Annotated in this window: 20 protein-coding genes and 1 pseudogene; 11 read left to right on the top strand and 10 right to left on the bottom strand. The window is 71.6% G+C overall.

The window, feature by feature from the left end; genetic code table 11:
* Positions 1-136: 136 nt before the first annotated feature.
* Positions 137-565, bottom strand: a complete 429-nt coding sequence (gene mce / locus ABZ312_RS02990) for a methylmalonyl-CoA epimerase (protein ID WP_361800906.1) — start codon at positions 563-565, stop codon at positions 137-139.
* 172 nt (positions 566-737) lie between these two features.
* On the opposite strand from mce, the gene ABZ312_RS02985 reads away from it, so the two are divergent.
* Both ABZ312_RS02985 and meaB read left to right on the top strand, forming a co-directional pair.
* On the top strand, positions 738-1,913 hold the full coding sequence (locus tag ABZ312_RS02985; protein WP_500325565.1) for an acetyl-CoA C-acetyltransferase: 1,176 nt from the start codon (positions 738-740) through the stop codon (positions 1,911-1,913).
* Between the two features lie 157 nt (positions 1,914-2,070).
* Entirely contained in the window at positions 2,071-3,027 is a 957-nt protein-coding gene (gene meaB / locus ABZ312_RS02980; protein WP_499514056.1) for a methylmalonyl Co-A mutase-associated GTPase MeaB, read from the top strand.
* Positions 3,028-3,069: 42 nt separating this feature from the next.
* Here the strand turns inward: meaB and ABZ312_RS02975 are convergent, their stop codons facing one another.
* The 5 genes from ABZ312_RS02975 to ABZ312_RS02955 all read right to left on the bottom strand — a co-directional run bounded on the left by ABZ312_RS02975 (position 3,070) and on the right by ABZ312_RS02955 (position 6,503).
* On the bottom strand, positions 3,070-3,546 hold the full coding sequence (locus ABZ312_RS02975) for a MarR family winged helix-turn-helix transcriptional regulator (RefSeq protein WP_500325319.1): 477 nt from the start codon (positions 3,544-3,546) through the stop codon (positions 3,070-3,072).
* Positions 3,547-3,610: 64 nt separating this feature from the next.
* On the bottom strand, positions 3,611-4,387 hold the full coding sequence (locus ABZ312_RS02970; protein ID WP_500325318.1) for an AIM24 family protein: 777 nt from the start codon (positions 4,385-4,387) through the stop codon (positions 3,611-3,613).
* On the bottom strand, positions 4,384-5,034 hold the full coding sequence (locus tag ABZ312_RS02965) for an AIM24 family protein (protein ID WP_499514059.1): 651 nt from the start codon (positions 5,032-5,034) through the stop codon (positions 4,384-4,386). Before ABZ312_RS02965 ends, ABZ312_RS02970 begins: the two co-directional genes overlap by 4 nt.
* A complete protein-coding gene (locus tag ABZ312_RS02960) occupies positions 5,034-5,672 on the bottom strand; it encodes an AIM24 family protein (protein ID WP_500325314.1) in 639 nt (212 codons plus the stop codon). Before ABZ312_RS02960 ends, ABZ312_RS02965 begins: the two co-directional genes overlap by 1 nt.
* A 3-nt stretch (positions 5,673-5,675) precedes the next feature.
* A complete protein-coding gene (locus tag ABZ312_RS02955) occupies positions 5,676-6,503 on the bottom strand; it encodes a DUF2127 domain-containing protein (protein ID WP_500325313.1) in 828 nt (275 codons plus the stop codon).
* Positions 6,504-6,713: 210 nt separating this feature from the next.
* Here ABZ312_RS02955 and ABZ312_RS02950 point away from each other — a divergent pair, with 210 nt between their 5' ends.
* On the top strand, positions 6,714-7,067 hold the full coding sequence (locus ABZ312_RS02950; RefSeq protein ID WP_500325311.1) for a DUF3817 domain-containing protein: 354 nt from the start codon (positions 6,714-6,716) through the stop codon (positions 7,065-7,067).
* Positions 7,064-7,357 carry an MTH1187 family thiamine-binding protein gene (locus ABZ312_RS02945; protein ID WP_500325309.1) on the top strand — a complete coding sequence of 98 codons (294 nt, stop codon included), beginning with the start codon at positions 7,064-7,066 and terminating at the stop codon, positions 7,355-7,357. The genes ABZ312_RS02950 and ABZ312_RS02945 overlap by 4 nt, the downstream gene beginning before the upstream one ends.
* A gap of 36 nt (positions 7,358-7,393) precedes the next feature.
* Here ABZ312_RS02945 and ABZ312_RS02940 read toward each other — a convergent pair whose 3' ends face one another.
* Positions 7,394-8,368: an ArsR/SmtB family transcription factor gene (locus ABZ312_RS02940; protein WP_500436289.1), complete on the bottom strand. Its 975-nt coding sequence runs from the start codon at positions 8,366-8,368 to the stop codon at positions 7,394-7,396.
* Positions 8,369-8,446: 78 nt separating this feature from the next.
* On the opposite strand from ABZ312_RS02940, the gene ABZ312_RS02935 reads away from it, so the two are divergent.
* Together ABZ312_RS02935 and ABZ312_RS02930 are read left to right on the top strand one after the other, a co-directional pair.
* The gene (locus ABZ312_RS02935; protein WP_500436287.1) at positions 8,447-9,670 is read left to right on the top strand and encodes an MFS transporter; all 1,224 of its coding nucleotides are present in this window, start codon (positions 8,447-8,449) and stop codon (positions 9,668-9,670) included.
* Between the two features lie 72 nt (positions 9,671-9,742).
* Positions 9,743-9,982 (top strand): annotated as a pseudogene (locus ABZ312_RS02930) (MFS transporter); the annotation flags it as partial.
* Between the two features lie 103 nt (positions 9,983-10,085).
* Here ABZ312_RS02930 and ABZ312_RS02925 read toward each other — a convergent pair.
* Positions 10,086-11,711: a M4 family metallopeptidase gene (locus tag ABZ312_RS02925; protein WP_500436285.1), complete on the bottom strand. Its 1,626-nt coding sequence runs from the start codon at positions 11,709-11,711 to the stop codon at positions 10,086-10,088.
* Between the two features lie 417 nt (positions 11,712-12,128).
* On the opposite strand from ABZ312_RS02925, the gene ABZ312_RS02920 reads away from it, so the two are divergent.
* The 3 genes from ABZ312_RS02920 to icmA all read left to right on the top strand — a co-directional run bounded on the left by ABZ312_RS02920 (position 12,129) and on the right by icmA (position 14,883).
* Positions 12,129-12,635: a MarR family winged helix-turn-helix transcriptional regulator gene (locus ABZ312_RS02920; protein ID WP_499514067.1), complete on the top strand. Its 507-nt coding sequence runs from the start codon at positions 12,129-12,131 to the stop codon at positions 12,633-12,635.
* 59 nt (positions 12,636-12,694) lie between these two features.
* Positions 12,695-13,030: a DUF3817 domain-containing protein gene (locus ABZ312_RS02915; protein ID WP_500325301.1), complete on the top strand. Its 336-nt coding sequence runs from the start codon at positions 12,695-12,697 to the stop codon at positions 13,028-13,030.
* A 152-nt stretch (positions 13,031-13,182) separates the two neighbouring features.
* On the top strand, positions 13,183-14,883 hold the full coding sequence (gene icmA / locus ABZ312_RS02910) for a coenzyme B12-dependent isobutyryl-CoA mutase large subunit (protein ID WP_500325299.1): 1,701 nt from the start codon (positions 13,183-13,185) through the stop codon (positions 14,881-14,883).
* A gap of 98 nt (positions 14,884-14,981) precedes the next feature.
* Here the strand turns inward: icmA and ABZ312_RS02905 are convergent, their stop codons facing one another.
* Together ABZ312_RS02905 and ABZ312_RS02900 are read right to left on the bottom strand one after the other, a co-directional pair.
* Positions 14,982-16,115: a DUF3103 family protein gene (locus ABZ312_RS02905; RefSeq protein WP_500436283.1), complete on the bottom strand. Its 1,134-nt coding sequence runs from the start codon at positions 16,113-16,115 to the stop codon at positions 14,982-14,984.
* A gap of 202 nt (positions 16,116-16,317) precedes the next feature.
* Complete coding sequence (locus ABZ312_RS02900; protein WP_500325295.1) at positions 16,318-16,935, bottom strand: TetR/AcrR family transcriptional regulator; 618 nt, start codon at positions 16,933-16,935, stop codon at positions 16,318-16,320.
* A gap of 189 nt (positions 16,936-17,124) precedes the next feature.
* Here ABZ312_RS02900 and ABZ312_RS02895 point away from each other — a divergent pair, with 189 nt between their 5' ends.
* Both ABZ312_RS02895 and ABZ312_RS02890 read left to right on the top strand, forming a co-directional pair.
* On the top strand, positions 17,125-18,084 hold the full coding sequence (locus ABZ312_RS02895; RefSeq protein ID WP_500325293.1) for a tetratricopeptide repeat protein: 960 nt from the start codon (positions 17,125-17,127) through the stop codon (positions 18,082-18,084).
* A 620-nt stretch (positions 18,085-18,704) separates the two neighbouring features.
* Positions 18,705-19,328, top strand: a complete 624-nt coding sequence (locus ABZ312_RS02890) for a DUF6230 family protein (RefSeq protein ID WP_500325291.1) — start codon at positions 18,705-18,707, stop codon at positions 19,326-19,328.
* Positions 19,329-19,382: the final 54 nt, after the last annotated feature.

Genomic DNA, 19,382 nt, shown 5'->3' with positions numbered 1-19,382 from the left:
GAGTGAGATTCCCCGGGGCCCCGTTTACCGCGGGGCCTTGCGGAGAATTGTGTCCGATCCCACGCCGAAGCGCGGGCAGGTACCCCAGCCCACCCCGGGGTCGCCAGGCCACTCTACCGGGGCGAGTCGTCTCCGGTCAGTGGTCCTTGGCCGAGGTGACGAGCTCGGTGAGCACACCGTGGCAGTCCTTGGGGTGCAGGAAGGTGATCCGCGACCCCATGGAACCCGTGCGCGGGCTGTCGTAGAGCACCCGCACGCCCTTGTCGCGGACGGCCGCCGCGTCCCCGTCGACGTCCTCGGTCCCGAAGGCGATGTGGTGCACCCCCTCTCCGTTCTTGGCCAGCCACTTGGCGACGGTGGAGTCCTCGCGGGTGGGCTCCAGCAGCTGGAGGTAGGAGGCCCCGCCGTCGGAGGTCTCGTTGATCTTGAGCATGGCCTCGCGCACGCCCTGTTCCTCGTTCACCTCGGTGTGGAACACCTCGAAGCCGTAGGTGGCACGGTAGAACTCGACGGTCTTGTCGAGGTCGAAGCAGGCGATGCCGATGTGGTCGATTCGCGTCAGCATGACTCCAGTGGACCGCCGGTCCGCATGGTCACGCAACGTGCGCGCGATCACACCGTCTGCCGGGTGACCGCCGGCTCCACCCCTCAGTACATTGACAGCACCCTCGAAAACCATCGTTAACCTTCCCTCCGTGCAAAGGGGCCGCGTCATGACCAGCCAGGCACGAACGTCCGTGATCGTCGCGGGTGCGCGCACTCCCATGGGCCGGCTGCTCGGCTCGCTGCGCACCTTCTCCGGCGCCGAACTCGGCGCCGTCGCCATCAAGGCCGCCCTGGACCGGGCCGGCATCGGCGGTGACCAGGTGCAGTACGTGATCATGGGCCAGGTGCTCCAGGCGGGTGCCGGGCAGATCCCGGCCCGTCAGGCCGCGGTCAAGGCCGGCATCCCGATGAGCGTGCCGGCGCTGACGATCAACAAGGTCTGCCTGTCCGGTCTGGACGCCATCGCCCTCGCCGACCAATTGATCCGGGCGGGTGAGTTCGACGTCGTCGTGGCCGGCGGCCAGGAGTCGATGACCAACGCCCCGCACCTGCTGCCGAAGTCCCGCGAGGGCTTCAAGTACGGCGCCGTCCAGATGCTGGACGCCATGGCGTACGACGGTCTCACCGACGCCTTCGAGGACATCGCCATGGGCGAGTCCACCGAGAAGCACAACACACGCCTGGGCATCGGCCGCGCCGAGCAGGACGAGATCGCCGCGCTCTCCCACCAGCGGGCGGCCGCCGCGCAGAAGAACGGCCTGTTCGAGGCCGAGATCACCCCGGTGGAGATCCCGCAGCGCAAGGGCGAGCCGGTGGTCTTCGCCAAGGACGAGGGCATCCGCGCGGAGACCACGGCCGAGTCGCTGGCCAAGCTGCGCCCCGCCTTCAGCAAGGAGGGCACGATCACCGCGGGCACCTCCTCGCAGATCTCCGACGGCGCCGCCGCGGTGGTCGTGATGAGCAAGGCCAAGGCCGAGGAGCTGGGCCTGGAGTGGATCGCCGAGATCGGCGCCCACGGCAACGTGGCCGGCCCGGACAACTCGCTGCAGTCGCAGCCGTCCAACGCCATCGCGCACGCCCTGAAGAAGGAGGGGCTGTCCGTCGGCGACCTGGACCTGATCGAGATCAACGAGGCCTTCGCGGCGGTGTCCGTGCAGTCCATGAAGGACCTGGGCGTGACACCTGAAAAGGTGAACGTCAACGGCGGCGCCATCGCCCTCGGTCACCCGATCGGCATGTCCGGTGCCCGTATCGTCCTGCACCTCGCCCTGGAGCTGAAGCGCCGCGGCGGCGGCGTGGGCGCGGCGGCCCTGTGCGGCGGCGGCGGCCAGGGCGACGCCCTGATCATCCGCGTGCCGGGCAAGTAGCAGTACGAACGGCGGGTGAGCCGAAGGGGAGCGGCCGTTGCCGAAAGGGAGAGCGCGCGGAGCCCGCGAGGAACGAGCGGGCGAGCACGGTCGACCGTCGGCGACGGCTGAGCGCACCGGAGGCGAACCGAGCCCTGAAAAAAAGAGGAGCACAGCGATGGACGTCCCCACCCTGGTGGAGCAGGCACGGCAGGGCCGCCCGCGGGCGGTCGCCCGGCTGATCTCACTGGTGGAGGGGGCGTCCCCGCAGCTGCGGGAGGTGATGGCCGCGCTCGCGCCGCTGACCGGTGGCGCGTACGTGGTCGGCCTGACCGGCTCACCGGGCGTCGGCAAGTCCACGTCGACGTCCGCGCTGGTCTCGGCGTACCGGCGGGCCGGGAAGCGGGTCGGGGTGCTGGCCGTGGACCCCTCCTCGCCGTTCAGCGGGGGAGCCCTGCTCGGCGACCGGGTCCGGATGAGCGACCACGCCTCCGACCCCGGCGTCTACATCCGCTCCATGGCCACCCGCGGCCACCTGGGTGGTCTGGCCTGGGCGGCGCCGCAGGCGATCCGCGTGCTCGACGCGGCCGGCTGCGACGTGATCCTGGTGGAGACCGTCGGCGTCGGCCAGTCCGAGGTGGAGATCGCCGCCCAGGCCGACACCTGCGTGGTGCTGCTGGCGCCGGGCATGGGCGACGGCATCCAGGCGGCGAAGGCCGGCATCCTCGAGATCGGCGACGTGTACGTCGTCAACAAGGCCGACCGGGACGGTGCCGAGGCGACCGCCCGCGAGCTCAACCACATGCTGGGCCTGGGCGAGGCCCGCGGGCCGGGCGACTGGCGCCCCCCGATCGTCAAGACGGTCGCCGCCCGCGGGGAGGGCATCGACGAGGTGGTCGAGGCCCTGGAGAAGCACCGGGCCTGGATGGAGGAGCACGGCGTGCTCGCGGAGCGCCGGCTGCGCCGCGCGGCCCTGGAGGTCGAGCACATCGCCGTCACCACGCTGCGCGAGCGCATCGGCGACCTCCACGGCGACCGCCGCCTCGGCGCGCTCGCCGAGCGCATCGTCGCGGGCGAGCTGGACCCGTACGCCGCCGCCGACGAACTGGTCGCCGGCCTCACCGAGCAGGCCTGACGCCCGCGCCCGGGGGCGCGGGCGAACGGGCCGCCGGGTGGGTCAGGCCTTGCCGCGCACCGCGCGCAGGTGGTCCGCGACGGGGTGGAGGGCCCTGCGCAGTGCTGCCAGGTCCTCGGCCGGGAGCAGGTCGATGAAGTGCTCCCGGACGGCGACGACGTGGTGCGGGGCGACCTTGCGCATGGTCTCCCAGCCGTCCTCGGTGAGGACGGCGAACAGTCCGCGCCGGTCGGACTCGCAGTTCTCGCGGCGGACCAGGCCCGCGGTCTCCATCCGGCTGATCTGGTGGGACAGCCGGCTCTTGGACTGCAGGGTGGCACGGGCCAGGTCGCTCATCCGCATGCGGTGCTCGGGCGACTCCGAGAGGTTCACCAGGATCTCGTAGTCGTTGTACGTCAGACCGAACGGCTGCAGGTCCCGTTCGAGCTGGTGGGTCAGCAACTTGCTGACCTCCAGGTGGATGCGCCAGGTGCGCTGCTCGTCGGCGGTCAGCCAAAGGGTGCCGGTCTCTGTCTCCATGATGGAATTATACCCAGAAAGTTGAAATCCGGATTATTCGGGGTCCCGATACGTGTCGGTAGCTTCACAGACCGAAGCGGCGCTGCAGGTCCCCGAGCTGTCCCGGGAGCCTCGGCACGCCCTGAGGCATGCCCGGGGCGCCCGCTCCGCCGCCCGGGACGCCGGCCTCGTGCGGGACCGCGCCCGTGGCCTGCTCGGGCATGAGGACCTCGCTCGACTGGAGCAGCACCTGCCCCGCGCCGACGAACTCGAACTGGTGCTCCTCGCCCGAGGTGCCGCCGACGCCGGTCAGCGCCCGCAGGCCGCCCAGTACGCCGCGCATGTACCCGTGGTCGTAATGGTGGCAGGGGGAGGGGCAGTCCGCCCATCCCACCAGCGCCTGCGGGTCGACACGGACCGGAGGCTCGACGAAGTGCACGGCTCCGTTGGAGGCCGCCACGAACTTCCCCGTGCCGATCAGGGTGAGGAAGCCCGGGATGATCGACTGCTTGAGCGACAGGCCCGGCTGGAAGGCCAGCAAGTTGCCCGACCGGATGGTCAGGTTGCCGTCCTCCAGGTCGAAGGAGTTCACGTCGAACGCCCGGTCGGCGAGGATCATCTTGCCCTGGCCCTCGGCGACCACCCAGTCCGAGGCGTGCAGCGGGGAGTGGAAGTTGCTGCGGATCAGGCCGTCGAGGGCGCCGTGGCCGATGCCGTGGAAGCTGATCTGCCCGTAGTAGGCGATCATCTTCCCCTTCTGCAGGAACCACTGGCCCTTCAGGTCGACGCTGAAGGCGTAGGGGTTGACGTTGTCGTCGACCGGCAGGGTGTACGGGTCGTGGACGACGGGTCCGGTGCTCACAGCTTCTCCTCACTCGCCTGCACGTAGACCGTGCCCTGCCCCGACAGCTCCAGCTGGAACGCCTCACCGGAACCGCGGCCCACCATGTCGCGCCAGCCGAGCGCGGTGGACAGCTTGTTGCGTACGTCGCCGCGGTGGGCGACGTACGCCTGGGGGTCGACGTGCACCGGGCGCTGCGGGGTGATCGGCAGCTCGATGACGCCGCCGTGGGCCATCACCGCGACCGCGCCGTGCCCCTGCAGGGTCGTGGTGAACAGGCCCTGACCGGTGACCTGACCGCGGATGACGCCCATGACGCCGCCCTGGGACCCCATGAACATCGTGCCCTGCCGCAGCGAGCCGTCGAAGGCCAGCAGCCGGTCCGCCTCGACGTACAGGGTGTCGCCGGTCAGGTCGACGCAGTGCACGTGGTGGCCACCGTGGCCGAACATCACCGAGCCGTGGCCCTCGACGGTCATCAGCGGCGTCGCCTCGTTGGCGAGCCGGCGGCCGATCATCGAGCCGATGCCGCCCTGGCCGCCCTGCACGTTGGGGGTGAAGCTCACGTTCCCCCGGTAGGCCAGCATCGCGCCGCGCTGGCTGAACAGCCGCTGGCCCGGCAGCACCTGGGCCTCGACCATCTTGGAGTTGACGCGGGTGAACGGCATCAGACCTGCCCCCCGATGGTGTTGCGCTCGCTGGGCTGGACGTACACCAGGCCGTCGCCCTCGAAGCGGATCTGGAAGGACTCGCCGCCCGACTCGCCGATCACCGACCGCCAGCTGATGCCCGCCTGGAAGTGCTGCTGGAGGTTGCCGGTGTGCGCCACGTACGCGCCCGGGTCCACCTGCAGCGGCAGGCCGGGGGCGACGCGCAGCACCACGGCCGGGCCGTCGGAGGTGATCGCCGCCTGGCCGACGCCCTCCACCGTGGTGGTGAACAGGCCGTTGCCCTGCGAGGCACCGCGCAGGCCGGTGAAGGTGGTGCCGGTGCGCAGCGCCGCCTCGGTGGCGAGCAGGTTGCTGGCCTCGACGTACAGCTTCTCCCCGTTCAGGCGGACGAGGTTGATCTCGCTCGCGCGGTCGGCGAAGTAGCAGGTGCCCTGCCCGCGCACCTCCATGACCTCCATCGACTCCCCGGTCAGCCGCCGGGTGACCATGCCGCGCAGGCCCTCACCGCCCCCGGACATCTTCTTGAAGCTCATCTGGCCGTCGTACGCGACCATCGAGCCGTTCTTCGCCTTGACGGCGTCGCCGGCCATGTCCACGGCGAGCACCTTGCTGCCCTGCAATCGAAACTGAGCCACGGGTCAGACCGTATCCGTCCGGGAGGAACCCGTCACCAGGGTCCGCGTCACATGGGGTGCAGTGGTTCCGTGCGGCGCTCCCGCCGCCTCCTCGACCTCCAGCAGCGAGGCGCCGCGGCGCTCGGCCTCGAAGGCCGTGTGACCGCCGCGCAGCCCGAACAGCCGCTTGGAGAGCAGGATGTAGAGGACGGCGAGGACGTTGAGGACCAGCGTGCCGATCTTGAGGTAGCTCACCTTCTCGGTGAGCTCCCAGACCTCCAGCGGCAGGAAGGCCGCGGTCGCCACCACCGTCAGGTACTCCGCCCACCGCTTGGCCGCCCACAGGCCGACGGCCTCGACGATCTCGATCACCGCGTACGCGAGCAGCGCGCCCGCCACGATCAGCAGCGTCGAGTGCCGGTACTCGAAGGTGCGGCGGATGGTGTCCACGACGGGGGAGTGGTCGAGGTCGTAGTGGAAGTGCCGGAAGACCGGGCGGAAGACGGTGAGGTTCTCCTCGAAGAACCGGCGCACCGAGTCCTGCGAGTTGCTGAACCGCCACACGGCCCAGGCCGCGACGACGATGAACGCCCCCCGCAGCAGCCGCTCGACCGCCAGGAAGCGCAGGATGAACAGGTCGCGCAGCGCCCGGCCGCGCGGCACCTCGGGCGCCCGGTCGGCCGGGCCCGAGCCGTGCGGCGCGCCCAGGGCGAAGTCGCCGCAGCGCAGGCAGCGCCACACTTCTCCCAGCGCGGTGTCGGCGCGCAGCCGCTCCCGCAGGTGCGCCTCGTCGGGCGCGTACGTGATGTGCCCGCGCCGGGCGCAGTGCCGGCGGTCCCAGTCCAGCTTCATCCCGCTTCTTCCTCGAGAGGGCGGTTCGTCTTCCGTCGTGGAGGGGGACGCGTCCCGCGCGCCGATGGTTCACCTGTTCCCCCGGGGGCCCCGGGGGCGGGGCGGCCGGAGGGCCGGGTGATAATGGGCGGAACACTTGTGATCGCATTCACAAACACTCGATCGCAGTGCCCACGCCCGCCGCAGTCCCTGTCCCGATAGTGAGGTCCCGTGGACATCAAGACCGCCTCCGCCCTGAACCGGCTCCGCCTGGTCTCCGCCCCAGAGGCGGTCTCCTTCCTGCTCCTGCTGGTCTGCTCGGTGCTCAAGCGCACCACGGACTTCAACGCGGTCCCCGTCATGGGCATGATCCACGGCGTCCTCTTCGTGCTCTACGTCGTGTTCTGGCTGGACGCCTGGAACCGTGCCAAGTGGCCGCTCGGCCGCGCCGCGCTGTACTTCGTGCTGTCCGTCCTCCCCACTGGCGGCTTCTTCGCCGAGCGCAGGCTCCGCCGCGAGGCCGAGGCCGGTGTCATCGCCGCCCGCGCGCGCAAGGAGCTCAAGGAAGGCGTGGTCGAGGCATGATCGTCGCCTTCTCCGTCACCCCGCTCGGCGTCGGCGAGGACGTCGGCGCGTACGTGGCCGACGCGGTCCGTGTGGTGCGCGAGTCGGGGCTGCCCCACCGCACCGACGCGATGTTCACCTCCATCGAGGGCGAATGGGACGAGGTCATGGATGTCGTCAAGCGCGCCGTGGCAGCCGTCGAGGCCCGGGCACCGCGCGTCTCGGTGGTCCTCAAGGCCGACATCCGGCCCGGCGTCACCGACGGGCTCACCTCCAAGGTGGAGACCGTCGAGCGGCACCTCGCGCAGTAGCCGTTCCGCACCCCGCGGCGTTCCGCGTCCCGGCGGTCAGTCGCCGGCCAGCGCGCTGCCCAGCGGGGTGCGCTCGTACAGCACCTGGTGGCCGTAGCGGCGCGAGGTGAGCAACCCTGCGTCCCGCAGGACCGACAGGTGCGCCGACACCGATGACACGGCGAGGCCGTGCCGGTGGGCGAGCGCGGTCGTGGTCGCCGGCTCGCCCAGACCGCCGAGGATGGCCGCCCGGTTGGCGCCGAGCAGCCGCACCAGGGCCCCGGAGGCGGCCTGCGGGGTCTGCCACAGGCCGCCGATGCCGCGCGCCGGATAGACGACGGTGCCCTGCCAGGGCGGGTCGAAGCCCGCCGCGAGGTCCGGCCACACGAAGACGCTGGGCGCCAGGACCAGGCCGTCGCCGCCCAGGTCCCGGTCGTGCTCCGTCGGCTTGTGCAGCGTGAGGGTGCCGTCCGCCCAGCTCAGCGAGGGATGGAGGTCGGCGAAGAGGCCCGTCAGCCCGCCGTCGGCCAGCCGGCGTGCGCGGAAGGCGATGTCGGCCTCCAGCACGGCACGCAACCGGGGCCAGTACGGCGCCACCAGCGTCTCCCAGGCCCGCTCGTACAGATCCGCCAGTTCCCGCACCGCGCGCGCCGGGTCGGCCAGCATCGCCCGGCCGCGCGGGCTGTCGGCGGCGCCCGGGGTGTCCGCCAGCGAACGGGCCATGTCCTGCCGGGCGACCTCCGGATCGGTGGCCCGTACCCGGGCGAGCTCGTCCTCGATGGCCGCCGACGGGCCCAGCGGGGGCGGGCAGAGGAAGTCCGGGCTGTGGCCGGGGCGGGGCATCAGCAGCCACAGCGGGGTGAGGTCGAGGGCCCGGGCCGCCTCACGGGTCTGCCGCAACCACGGCACGTGGTACGTCTGCAGCCCGGGCTCCTTCAGGGTGCGGACGGCCCCCTCGGTCTCCCACAGCGGGGAGAGCGCGAACCGGCAGCGCAACAGGTCGTCCGGTCCGAAGCGCATACGGAACGGCACGGCGGACCCCTGCTCCTCGACTTTCGGCTGGAGCCGAAACACTACGGCGTGCCCCGTCCCGGCCGCCAGGCTGCGCCCATGACGCTGAACACCGACACCACCGCGGCGGGCCCGGCCGCCGGGCGCGGCTACCGCGCGGTCTTCGCCGTACGGGAGTTCCGGGCGGTCTACGCGGCACACGTACTGTCGCTCCAGGGCACCGTGGTCGCCGAGATCGCGCTGTCCGTGCTGGTCTTCCGGCTCACCGGGTCGCCGCTGCTGACCGCGCTCACCTTCGCGCTCGGCTTCGTGCCGTACGCGCTCAGCGGCACCCTGCTCGCCGGGATCTCCGACCGCTTCCCGCCGCGCCGGGTGCTGGTCGTGTGCGACCTGCTGTGCGCAGCGTGCGCGGCCGGGATGGTGCTGCCCGGGACGCCGATCGCGGTCCTGCTCGGCCTGCGGTGCGTGATGGCGATGATCGCCCCGGTGTTCACCGGCACCCGGGCCGCGAGCCTGGCCGACATCCTGCCCGGCGACACCTTCGTGCTGGGCCGGTCCCTGATCCGCATGGTCGCCCAGGGCGCGCAGATCGTGGGCTTCGGCGTCGGCGGGTTCCTGCTGGTCCTCCTGCCGCCCCGGGCCGCGCTGGCGATCACCGTGGCGGCCTTCCTGGGCTCCGCCCTGCTGCTGCGCCTCGGCACCGCGCGGCGCCCCGCGCGCGGCGGCGGCGCGGCGCGCTCCGCCGGCGGCAGCGGCCGCCTGCTGCGGGACCCCCGGGTGCGGTCCCTGCTGCTGCTCTGCTGGATCCAGCCGTTCTTCGTGGTGTTCCCGGAGGCGCTCGCGGCCCCGTACACCGACTCCATCGGCGCCGGCACCCCGGGCCTCGGCCTCTTCATGGCCGCGATGCCCGTCGGCACCGTCCTCGGCGAACTCCTCGCGGGCGCCTTCCTGCCCCCGGCCGCGCGCGCCCGCCTCACCGTCCCCCTCGCCGCGTGCTCCCTCCTCCCGTACGCCCTCTTCGCCCTGCGCCCCTCGCTGCCCCTGGCCGTCGCCGCGATGTTCACCACGGGGCTGACGGCCGCCTACACCCTCGGCCTCGATCAGTGGTTCGTGGCGGCGGTGCCGGAGGGGTTGCGGGGGCGGGCGATGACGTTGCAGTCGGCGGGGTTGATGACGATCCAGGGTCTGGGGATGGCGGTGGCGGGTGGGGCGGCGGAGTTCGTCCGGCCGCATGCGGTGACGGCGGTGGCGGGGGGTGCGGGGACGGTGTGCGTCCTGCTGGTGCTGGCGCGGGTGCGGGGGACTGCCGTCGGCGGGGTGTGAGGGGGCCGGGCGGAGCCCGGCGCAGGCGTCCGAAGCCGGTGAGGCCCCTTGGGGCCGAGCGGTGCGAGGGCGGCCGGGGGAGGTTCAGCTCAGTGGTTCGTGGCGGCGGTGCCGGAGGGGTTGCGGGGGCGGGCGATGACGTTGCAGTCGGCGGGGTTGATGACGATCCAGGGTCTGGGGATGGCGGTGGCGGGTGGGGCGGCGGAGTTCGTCCGGCCGCATGCGGTGACGGCGGTGGCGGGGGGTGCGGGGACGGTGTGCGTCCTGCTGGTGCTGGCGCGGGTGCGGGGGACTGCCGTCGGCGGGGTGTGAGGGGGCCGGGGCGGGTACGCGTGCTCGTGGTGCCGCGGACCGTATGGGGCGGTCCGCGGCACCACGGGTGATGGGGGTGCCGGTCGGGTCAACCGGCCCCGGGTCAGGTGACGTTGACCCCGGTCCACGCGGCGGCGACCGCGTTGTACTCGGCGGAGCCGCTGCCGTACAGGTCCTTGGCCGCGTTCAGGGTCGCGGTGCGGGCCTTGGTGTAGTTGGTGGACGAGGTGAAGTACACCGTCAGCGCGCGGTACCAGATGGCGGCGGCCTTGGCGCGGCCGATGCCGGTGACGGTGGAGCCGTTCTTCGTCGGGCTGTTGTAGCTGACGCCGTTGACGGTCTTGGCGCCGCTGCCCTCCGAGAGCAGGTAGAAGAAGTGGTTGGCCACGCCCGACGAGTAATGGACGTCGAGGTTCTTCACCGAGGACGACCAGTAGTCGGCGGAGGCGCCGTCCTTGGACGGCTTGTCCATGTACCGCAGCGGGCTGCCGTCGCCGTTGATGTCGATCTTCTCGCCGATGAGGTAGTCGGGGGTGTCGGAGGCCAGGTTGGCGTAGAACTCGACCATGGTGCCGAAGATGTCGGAGGTGGCCTCGTTGAGGCCGCCGGACTCGCCGGAGTAGGTCAGGCCGGCCGTGGCGCTGGTGACGCCGTGGGATATCTCGTGGCCCGCGACGTCGAGTGCGGTCAGCGGGTGGGTGTTGCCCGAGCCGTCGCCGTAGGTCATGCAGAAGCAGCTGTCGTCCCAGAAGGCGTTGACGTAGTTGCTGCCGTAGTGGGCGCGCGACAGGGAGCCCTTGCCGTCGTTGCGGATGCCGGAGCGGCTGAAGGTGTTCTTGTAGAAGTCCCACGTCGCCGCCGCGCCGAACTGCGCGTCCACGGCCGCCGACTGGCGGTTGGAGGCGGAGCCGTTGCCCCAGACGTCGTCGGTGTCGGAGAAGGTCGTCCCCGTCCCGCTGGTGCGGTTGTTCAGGTCCGTGGTGTAGATGCCGCCGCGGCTCGCGTCCTTGAGGGTGTAGGTGCTGCCGGACTTCGTGGTGGTCAGCGGGACCGAGCCCACGTGGACGCCGGTGCCGCTGCCGGTCTGGATGCCCTCGTAGGCTTGGATCACGGCGCCGGTGGCGGCGTCGGTGATGACGTTCAGCGCGCTGGGGGTGCCGTCGGCCTGGGTGCCGTGGACCACGGTCCGGTACGCCAGGCGGGGCGTGCCGCTGACGGCCCAGACGACCTTCTCGGGGGCCGCGGCCTGCCCGACCGCCTTCAGCGGCTCCTCGCCCTTGACCAGCGGGGTCTTCAGCAGGCCCTTGACCGTCGCCGCGGCCTTCTCCTCGGCGGCCGCGGCCGTGACGGAGGGCGTGAGCGTGGCGGGCGCGATCCTCGCGGTGACCGCGCGCGAGACGGACCGGGTGGCGCCGCTCTTGTCCTGGTGCACCACCAGGTCGCCGCCGAGCACCTCCAGGCCGGCGTAGGTGCGGTCGTAGCGCAGGTGACGGGTGCCGTCGGGGTCGACGACGACGTCCCTGACGGTCAGCTGCTCGCGGTCGCCGAGCCCGAGGCTCCCGGCGAGGCCGGCGGCCTTGCCGCGGGCGTCGGACAGGGCCTGCGCGTGGGCGGCGGCGAGGGCCGGAGCGGTGGGGGCGCTCTGGGCGTTCGCGGCGAAGGACTGGAGACCGCCGGCCAGGAGCGCCGAGGCGGCGGCAAGGGTGCCGAATGCCAGCTTCTTGCGCAATGTGACTCCTTGGGTCCCGTCGCGTGGGGGCGACGGGCGAGGACTCCGGGCAGGTGGGCGCCCGGAGCGGTGTGGGGGACGCGCGGTGTTCCGCGCGGCAAGGAGCCTCGCACCGAACGACGGGTTAATGACAGGTGCACTTCATGCATTGGCCGGTTCGTGCGACGGTGGCCCCGGCCCATGCGGCCATCTCCCGGCCCAAAGGGTGACAACTCCGTCCCACGAGTAGGGGAAACCCTCCCCGGGGAGGGCGGCTTTCCGGTCACGATCCGCGGCTCGGGTGGCTGAAACACCGCGGTAATACGTGTGACGGGAGCCCGGCGTATGATCACGCGCACCGTGGCGCCGGTGAGGCGCGGCGTCCCGCCCCGCGAGACGCGGCTGCCCAGCATGTGACCGACGGGTAGGCTCGGGCCTGTGCCCAAGCCGCTGAGCCTGCCCTTCGACCCCATCGCCCGTGCGGACGACATCTGGACCCGGCGCTGGGGGCGCGTGCCCTCGATGGTCGCGATCACGTCGATCATGCGCGCCCAGCAGATCCTGCTCTCCCAGGTCGACTCCGTCGTCAAGCCCTACGGGCTGACCTTCGCGCGCTACGAGGCCCTGGTGCTGCTGGCCTTCAGCAAGGAGGGCGAGCTGCCGATGTCCAAGATCGGCGAACGCCTCATGGTGCACCCCACCTCGGTCACCAACACCGTCGACCGGCTGGTCGCCGCCGGCTTCGTCGCCAAGCGGCCCAACCCCAACGACGGGCGCGGCACGCTCGCCTCCATCACCGTCAAGGGCCGCGAGGTGTGCGAGGCCGCCACCGAGGACCTCATGGGGATGAAGTTCGGGCTCGGCGCGTACGACGACGAGCAGTGCGCGGAGATCTTCGACCTGCTGCGGCCGCTGCGCATAGCGGCGGGGGACTTCGAGGAGTGACGCGCGCCACGGCCGGGGCCGGGGGAAGCGCCGGAATCGCACCGGTTACGCTCGTCCGCATGAAGCAGAGTGTTCTGACCCGGTACCGCGTGCTCGCCTACGTGACGGGCGTGCTGCTGGTGCTGCTGACCATCGGCGTGATCGCCAAGTACGTGCTGGAGGTCGACGGCGCCGCGGGCTTCACCAAGGTCGTCAGCATCGCCCACGGCTGGCTGTACGTCCTGTACCTGGTCTTCGCCTTCGACCTGGGCTCCAAGGCGAAGTGGCCGCTCGGCAAGCTGGCGTGGGTGCTGCTGGCCGGGACGATCCCCACCGCCGCGTTCTTCGTCGAGCGCAAGGTGAGCCGCGAGGTCACCCCGCTGGTGGCCCCCGCGGGTGAACCCGTCAAGGTCTGAGACCGGCCTGACCTGCGGTTTCCTCCCCTCGTTCGACGGACGGGGGGTTCCGCCGTCGACAGGTACTAGGACGTCCTAGTATTTTCGCCTTGTAGGGGTCATCCTCGTGGTACGGGGACCGGCCCGGAAGGCGAGAGAGGCGGAGACACGGCATGGACGCTGCAGCCATCGAGGAGGGGCGCAGCCGCTGGCAGGCGCGCTACGACACCGCGCGCAAGCGCGAGGCCGACTTCACCACCCTCTCCGGCGACCCGGTCGAGCCCGTGTACGGCCCGCCCGCGGGTGCCGAGGTGCCCGGCTTCGAGCGGATCGGCTGGCCCGGTGAGTACCCCTTCACGCGCGGTCTGCACGCGACGGGTTACCGGGGCCGTACGTGGACGATCCGCCAGTTCGCCGGTTTCGGCAACGCCGAGCAGACCAACGAGCGCTACAAGATGATCCTCGAGGCGGGTGGTGGCGGCCTGTCCGTCGCGTTCGACATGCCCACCCTCATGGGACGCGACTCCGACGACCCCCGCTCGCTGGGTGAGGTCGGCCACTGCGGTGTCGCCATCGACTCCGCCGCCGACATGGAGGTCCTCTTCAAGGACATCCCGCTCGGCGACGTCACCACCTCCATGACGATCTCCGGTCCCGCGGTGCCGGTCTTCTGCATGTACCTGGTGGCCGCCGAGCGCCAGGGCGTCGACCCCGCCGTGCTCAACGGCACCCTGCAGACCGACATCTTCAAGGAGTACATCGCGCAGAAGGAGTGGCTCTTCGCCCCCGAGCCGCACCTGCGCCTGATCGGCGACCTGATGGAGCACTGCGCGGCGGGCATCCCCGCGTACAAGCCGCTGTCGGTCTCCGGCTACCACATCCGCGAGGCCGGTTCCACGGCCGCGCAGGAGCTCGCCTACACCCTCGCCGACGGCTTCGGCTACGTGGAGCTGGGCCTGTCGCGCGGTCTGGACGTCGACACCTTCGCGCCGGGCCTGTCCTTCTTCTTCGACGCCCACCTGGACTTCTTCGAGGAGATCGCCAAGTTCCGCGCCGCGCGCCGGATCTGGGCCCGCTGGATGCGCGACGTGTACGGCGCGAAGACCGACAAGGCGCAGTGGCTGCGCTTCCACACCCAGACGGCCGGCGTCTCGCTGACCGCCCAGCAGCCGTACAACAACGTCGTGCGTACCGCCGTCGAGGCCCTGGCCGCGGTCCTCGGCGGCACCAACTCGCTGCACACCAACGCCCTGGACGAGACGCTGGCGCTGCCCAGCGCCCAGGCGGCGGAGATCGCGCTGCGCACGCAGCAGGTGCTGATGGAGGAGACCGGCGTCGCCAACGTGGCCGACCCGCTGGGCGGTTCCTGGTACGTCGAGGCGCTGACCGACCGCATCGAGGCGGACGCGGAGAAGATCTTCGACAAGATCAAGGAGCTCGGCGCCCGCGCCGTGCCGGACGGCAGGCACGCGGTGGGCCCGATCACCTCGGGCATCCTGCGCGGCATCGAGGACGGCTACTTCACCGGCCGGATCGCCGAGGCCGCCTTCGAGTACCAGCGCGCCCTGGAGAAGGGCGACAAGAAGGTCGTCGGCGTCAACTGCCACACCGGCTCCGTGACGGGCGACCTGGAGATCCTGCGGGTCAGCCACGAGGTCGAGCGGGAGCAGGTCCGTGTGCTCGCCGGCCGCAAGGGCGAGCGGGACGACGCGGCCGTCCGCAAGGCGCTGGAGGCGATGCTGACCGCCGCCCGGGACGGCAGCAACATGATCGGGCCGATGCTGGACGCGGTGCGGGCCGAGGCCACCCTGGGCGAGATCTGCGGGGCCCTGCGCGACGAGTGGGGCAGCTACACGGAGCCCGCGCGCTTCTGACGAACCGCGCGGGGCCCGGCGGGAACAGCGCGTGTTCCCGCCGGGCCCCGCTGCCGTGCCCGCCGCCCCCAAAAGCCCGGGGGCGGCGGGCACGCTGCTCAGAACTGCTCGACGAAGTACGGCTGGAGGGTCATCCAGCCGTTGCCGCGGGCGCCGTAGCGGGTGCCGTTGTCGCTCTGCGCCAGCGTGTACCAGGAGTCGACGTAGTCCGGGTCGTCCGTCCACCAGTCGTCCGGGATGGCGTCCAGGACCGCGTTCACCAGCGGGATGTAGGTGCCCTGGTCGGCGATGGTCAGCAGGATTCCCGCAATGGCCTTGGCCAGGTCGCGGTAGTTGGTGCTGCCGTCGTCCTCCATCATCACGGCGTCGGCGAGGTTGTACTTGTACAGCGACCAGTTGACCAGGATCTGGTTCGGGCTGTACGTCGTCCCGTCGTTGTCCAGGTACGGCATGTCGACGGGGTCGACCCGCACGAGGCCGTCCTGGCCGAATCCCGTGACGAGGGTGTAGATCTCGGCGTCGCCCTTGACCCACGGCTCCTCGTCGTCGGAGAGCCGGACCTGGGTGATGCGCGTGGTCCAGAAGCCGGCCGCGGCCGCCGAGGCGGAGGACGGCGCCGCGGGGCGCCGGGCGGACGAGGTCAGACCCTGGCGGCCCAGCTCCGACTGGAGGACGTCCAGACCCGCGGCCAGTGCCTTGGAGCCGTCGATGTCGACGACGTACACCGGGTGGGTGGGAGCGCTGCGGGCGTCGAGGCGGTGGGCCCGGCCCCGGCTGTCGTAGGCGGTGACGGTGCGGACGTCCTCGTCGGAACTGGCCGCGGCCACCCACGGGGTGACGCCGGAGGCCAGCGCCCCGCGCATCGAGTCGTCCCCGAGCCGCAGCCGCAGCAGGGAACCGACGTCCGCGCCGAGGCCCTTGGCGGCGGCGATCCGCCGGTCGGCGTCGGCGAGCGCGGGCCGCAGCTGCGGGCCGGCGAGCTCGGTGACGGCCACCTCGTCCGAGGCCAGCGCCGCGTGGCGGACGCGGGCGCGCCATGAGGCGTCGGAGAGGGAGCCGGCGATGGCGCGCGCCGCCTGTTCCTCCGCCACGGTGACGGCGGACGACGGGGCGTGGGCACGCGGGGTGGCGGACGCGGGGAGCGCGGTGGCGCTCTGTGCGGCCGTCAGGGCGATCAGCGAGGCGGCGACGGTGGCGACGACGCCGCGCCGAGCGGGGTGAGGGTGTCTCACGTGGATCGATCCTCCTGGGGGCGAGCGATCAATGGGCGCGCTGACAGGGTGGAACGAGGGAACGCCGAGCAACGGCCATGCCTGGCCGCCGGGTTGTCTATGCGAGTAGATGACCCGCCGGTAATCATGACGATGACATGCCATGCGGGCAAGAGGTGCCGCGGCTCCTTCGAGCAAAGGGAAGCCGAACTCCCGGCGACGGCTAGGACGTTGACGCTGCCGCGAGCCCGCCCAGCAGGACGGTGGTGAAGCGGGCCGCCCAGTCGGCGTCCACCGGTTCGCAGCTGACGAGCGCGCGGTGCACCACGGCGCCCGCGATCACGTCGAAGATCAGGTCGATCTGCGGCGCGGGGTCGCCGTCGTCCGGCGGGATCTCCCCGCGCTCCTGGGCGCGCCGGCGGCCCTCGATGACCAGGCGCTTCTGCCGGTCGACGATCGCCTCCCGGATCCGCTGCCGCAGTGCCTCGTCGTGGGTGGCCTCGGCGACCACCGCCATGAGCGCGGTCTTGGTGGCGGGCTGCTCCAGCAGGGCCGCGAACTGCAGGACCACGCCCTCCACGTCGGCCCGCAGGCTGCCGCGGTCGGGCAGTTCGAGCTCGTCGAAGAGCGCGGCGACCGCGTCCACGGCGAGCTCGTTCTTGTTCGCCCAGCGCCGGTAGAGGGTGGTCTTGGCGACGCGCGCGCGGGCCGCGACGTCGCCCATGGTGAGCTTGCCCCAGCCGAGCTCGACCAGGGCCTGCCGCGCGGCGTCCAGGATCGCCCGGTCGGCCTCCGCACTGCGGGGGCGTCCGGTCCTTCTGCCTGTTTCACGCGCGCACATGGCTGGGAACCCTATCCCCGTTGCGTATGGTGCGGCCGTACAGTTACGCTACGGGTCGTATCGAAAGGGTGGCGGCCGCCGCGCGGGAGGGGACCTCGCGCCGGACAGCGCGTCACCGTCGCGCGCCGCAGGTGGCGCTTTCGGGGGGCGATTCCCCGGGAACCGCGACGAGGGGGGAGGATTGGTCTCATGCAGCCACGGAACATGTCCATGAGCGGCGTGGTCGACCTCGCCGCGGTGAAGGCGGCCGGAGAGGCCAAGGCGAAGGCCGAGCAGGCCCGCGCGGAAGCCGCCCGCAACGGGGGAGAGCCCGCCGCCCCCGCCCTGGTGACCGAGGTCACCGAGGCCACCTTCGAGAGCGATGTCCTGCAGCGCTCCACCGAGGTCCCGGTCGTCGTCCACTTCTGGACCGACCGCGCGGACGCGAGTGTGCAGTTGCAGGACACGCTGGAGTACCTCGCCGGCGCCTACGCGGGCCGGATCGTCGTCGCGAAGATCGACGTGTACGCGAACCAGCTGCTGGTGCAGCAGTTCGGCGTGCAGGGCATCCCCGCGGTGTTCGCGGTGCTGGCCGGCCAGGCCATGCCGCTCTTCCAGGGCGCCGCACCCGAGGACCAGATCCGCGAGGTGCTGGACCAGCTGGTCGCCGTGGCCGAGCAGCGCTTCGGCATCACGGGCGTACCGGCCGAGGGCGGCGTCGAGGCGCCGGTCGCCGAGGAGCGGCCGCCCACCCCGCAGGAGCTCGCGCTGTCGGCGGCGCACGACGCGCTGGACCAGGGCGACCTCGGTGGCGCGATCCAGGCGTACCGCAACGTGCTCTCGGACGAGCCGGCCAACACCGAGGCGAAGCTGGGCCTGGCGCAGGCCGAGTTGCTGCAGCGGGTGCAGGGCGTCGACGCGCAGGCCGCCCGCAAGGCCGCGGCGGACGCCCCGGCGGACGTGGCGGCGCAGGTCGCCGTGGCCGACCTGGACCTGGTCGGCGGCCATGTCGAGGACGCCTTCGGCCGGCTGGTGGACACCGTGCGGCGCACCGCGGGCGAGGACCGCGACACCGTGCGGCTGCGGCTGCTGGAGCTGTTCGAGGTGATCGGGTCCGACGACCCCCGGGTGACGGCCGCGCGTGCGGCGCTGGCACGGGTGCTGTTCTGACCTGATCACGTAAGGTGGCCGTGCCTCGAAAGCCATTTCGAGCCTCGATCAGGACCGGCCGCGCTTTACCAAATCTTGATGAAGCGCGGCCGCTGTTACTTCCGGTAAGAGAGTGACAGGACTCTGTCCGGATCCATCACGCGATGGGTGATTTTCACACCCCCATCGCAACTACGCAGCGTAGCGGTTATGGTCTAGACCATATCTCCTGGGTTATCGCACCGTTACCCGCTAGTAACGACGCCCCTTGTGCAGCGGCGCCGAATGGACCACGATCGGCCAAGCCCGGTCCGTCGCCGAGCAGTCGGCATCCAGCCGTCCGATCGCCGAACGGGTCCCCACCGGGCCGGGACGCCGATGCTGTGCCAGCAGCGGACGCGGACCGCGGACAGGGGGGTCTCTGCCGTCCGGCGGGGCCTGTCCAGCAGGTTGCGCGAGAGCGTGGCCGTGTGGTTGTCGCTCGGGGGTGATCGCCGATTTTTCGGACAGCGTCGTCCGCTCTTTCCCGCGTGACGGCCGTCGATACGGCGCTCTCCTTCCCGAGGACGTAGCACTTCTCCCATCCCGCCGCAATCCCCACGATTCCGGCCGGAGATGTACGTCCGAGAAGGAGGAAAGTCATGGAGTCGCTCATCCGCGGCGGTACCAGATGGAAGCGGTTCGCCGTCGTCATGGTGCCCAGCGTCGCGGCCACCGCGGCGATAGGCGTGGCCCTGGGTCAGGGCGCGCTCGCCGCTTCGTTCAGCGTTTCGGGCCAGCAGTTCAAGGTCCAGGCCCAGGACCTGCAGGGTGACGGCTTCGTCCAGTACGGAGCCATCGACGTCCAGCACGGCGGCAAGCCGATCCCGGTCGCGGTCTCCGCGTTCGACTCGGCCACGATCACCGGTCTGTGCCAGTCCGTGGTCGTGCCGACGCCGATCGGCGACGTCACGCTGAAGCTGGGCGCCGGCAACGGCGGCAAGAAGGTCGAGGCGAAGAACCTCTACATCGACCTCGACCAGCTCGACGCCGATGCGGAGTTCACCGACATCAACATCGGTGTCGCCGCCGGTGACACCACGCAGGGCCCCGGCATCAAGACCGGTGACAAGACCGACCCCGGTTCCTTCGCCCAGGAGGCCCGGAAGGCTCACCTCACCGGTGTGCAGCAGACCGCGTGGGCGACCAGCGCGGGCACCTTCAAGCTCAGCGGGCTGAGCATGTCGGTGAAGATGGGCTCCGGCGCGAAGTACGAGTGCTTCTAGCCTGACCAGAGGGGGTGGGGGGCACGGGATGCCCCTCACCTTCCTCACCCCCGA

This window comes from Streptomyces sp. NPDC006207 (assembly GCF_040613835.1).
In the GTDB taxonomy this organism is placed as follows: Bacteria; Actinomycetota; Actinomycetes; order Streptomycetales; family Streptomycetaceae; genus Actinacidiphila.
Note: the sequence above shows the minus strand (reverse complement) of the source record. Positions and strands in the feature narration are given on the sequence as shown.

Coding starts and splice junctions, on each gene's coding strand:
- ABZ312_RS02975 (WP_500325319.1), bottom strand. CDS start 3,546: ATGGAGACAGAGACCGGCACCCTTTGGCTGACCGCCGACGAGCAGCGC.
- ABZ312_RS02935 (WP_500436287.1), top strand. CDS start 8,447: ATGACGCTGAACACCGACACCACCGCGGCGGGCCCGGCCGCCGGGCGC.
- meaB (WP_499514056.1), top strand. CDS start 2,071: ATGGACGTCCCCACCCTGGTGGAGCAGGCACGGCAGGGCCGCCCGCGG.
- ABZ312_RS02890 (WP_500325291.1), top strand. CDS start 18,705: ATGGAGTCGCTCATCCGCGGCGGTACCAGATGGAAGCGGTTCGCCGTC.
- ABZ312_RS02895 (WP_500325293.1), top strand. CDS start 17,125: ATGCAGCCACGGAACATGTCCATGAGCGGCGTGGTCGACCTCGCCGCG.
- icmA (WP_500325299.1), top strand. CDS start 13,183: ATGGACGCTGCAGCCATCGAGGAGGGGCGCAGCCGCTGGCAGGCGCGC.
- ABZ312_RS02945 (WP_500325309.1), top strand. CDS start 7,064: ATGATCGTCGCCTTCTCCGTCACCCCGCTCGGCGTCGGCGAGGACGTC.
- mce (WP_361800906.1), bottom strand. CDS start 565: ATGCTGACGCGAATCGACCACATCGGCATCGCCTGCTTCGACCTCGAC.
- ABZ312_RS02965 (WP_499514059.1), bottom strand. CDS start 5,034: ATGCCGTTCACCCGCGTCAACTCCAAGATGGTCGAGGCCCAGGTGCTG.
- ABZ312_RS02915 (WP_500325301.1), top strand. CDS start 12,695: ATGAAGCAGAGTGTTCTGACCCGGTACCGCGTGCTCGCCTACGTGACG.
- ABZ312_RS02900 (WP_500325295.1), bottom strand. CDS start 16,935: ATGTGCGCGCGTGAAACAGGCAGAAGGACCGGACGCCCCCGCAGTGCG.
- ABZ312_RS02955 (WP_500325313.1), bottom strand. CDS start 6,503: ATGAAGCTGGACTGGGACCGCCGGCACTGCGCCCGGCGCGGGCACATC.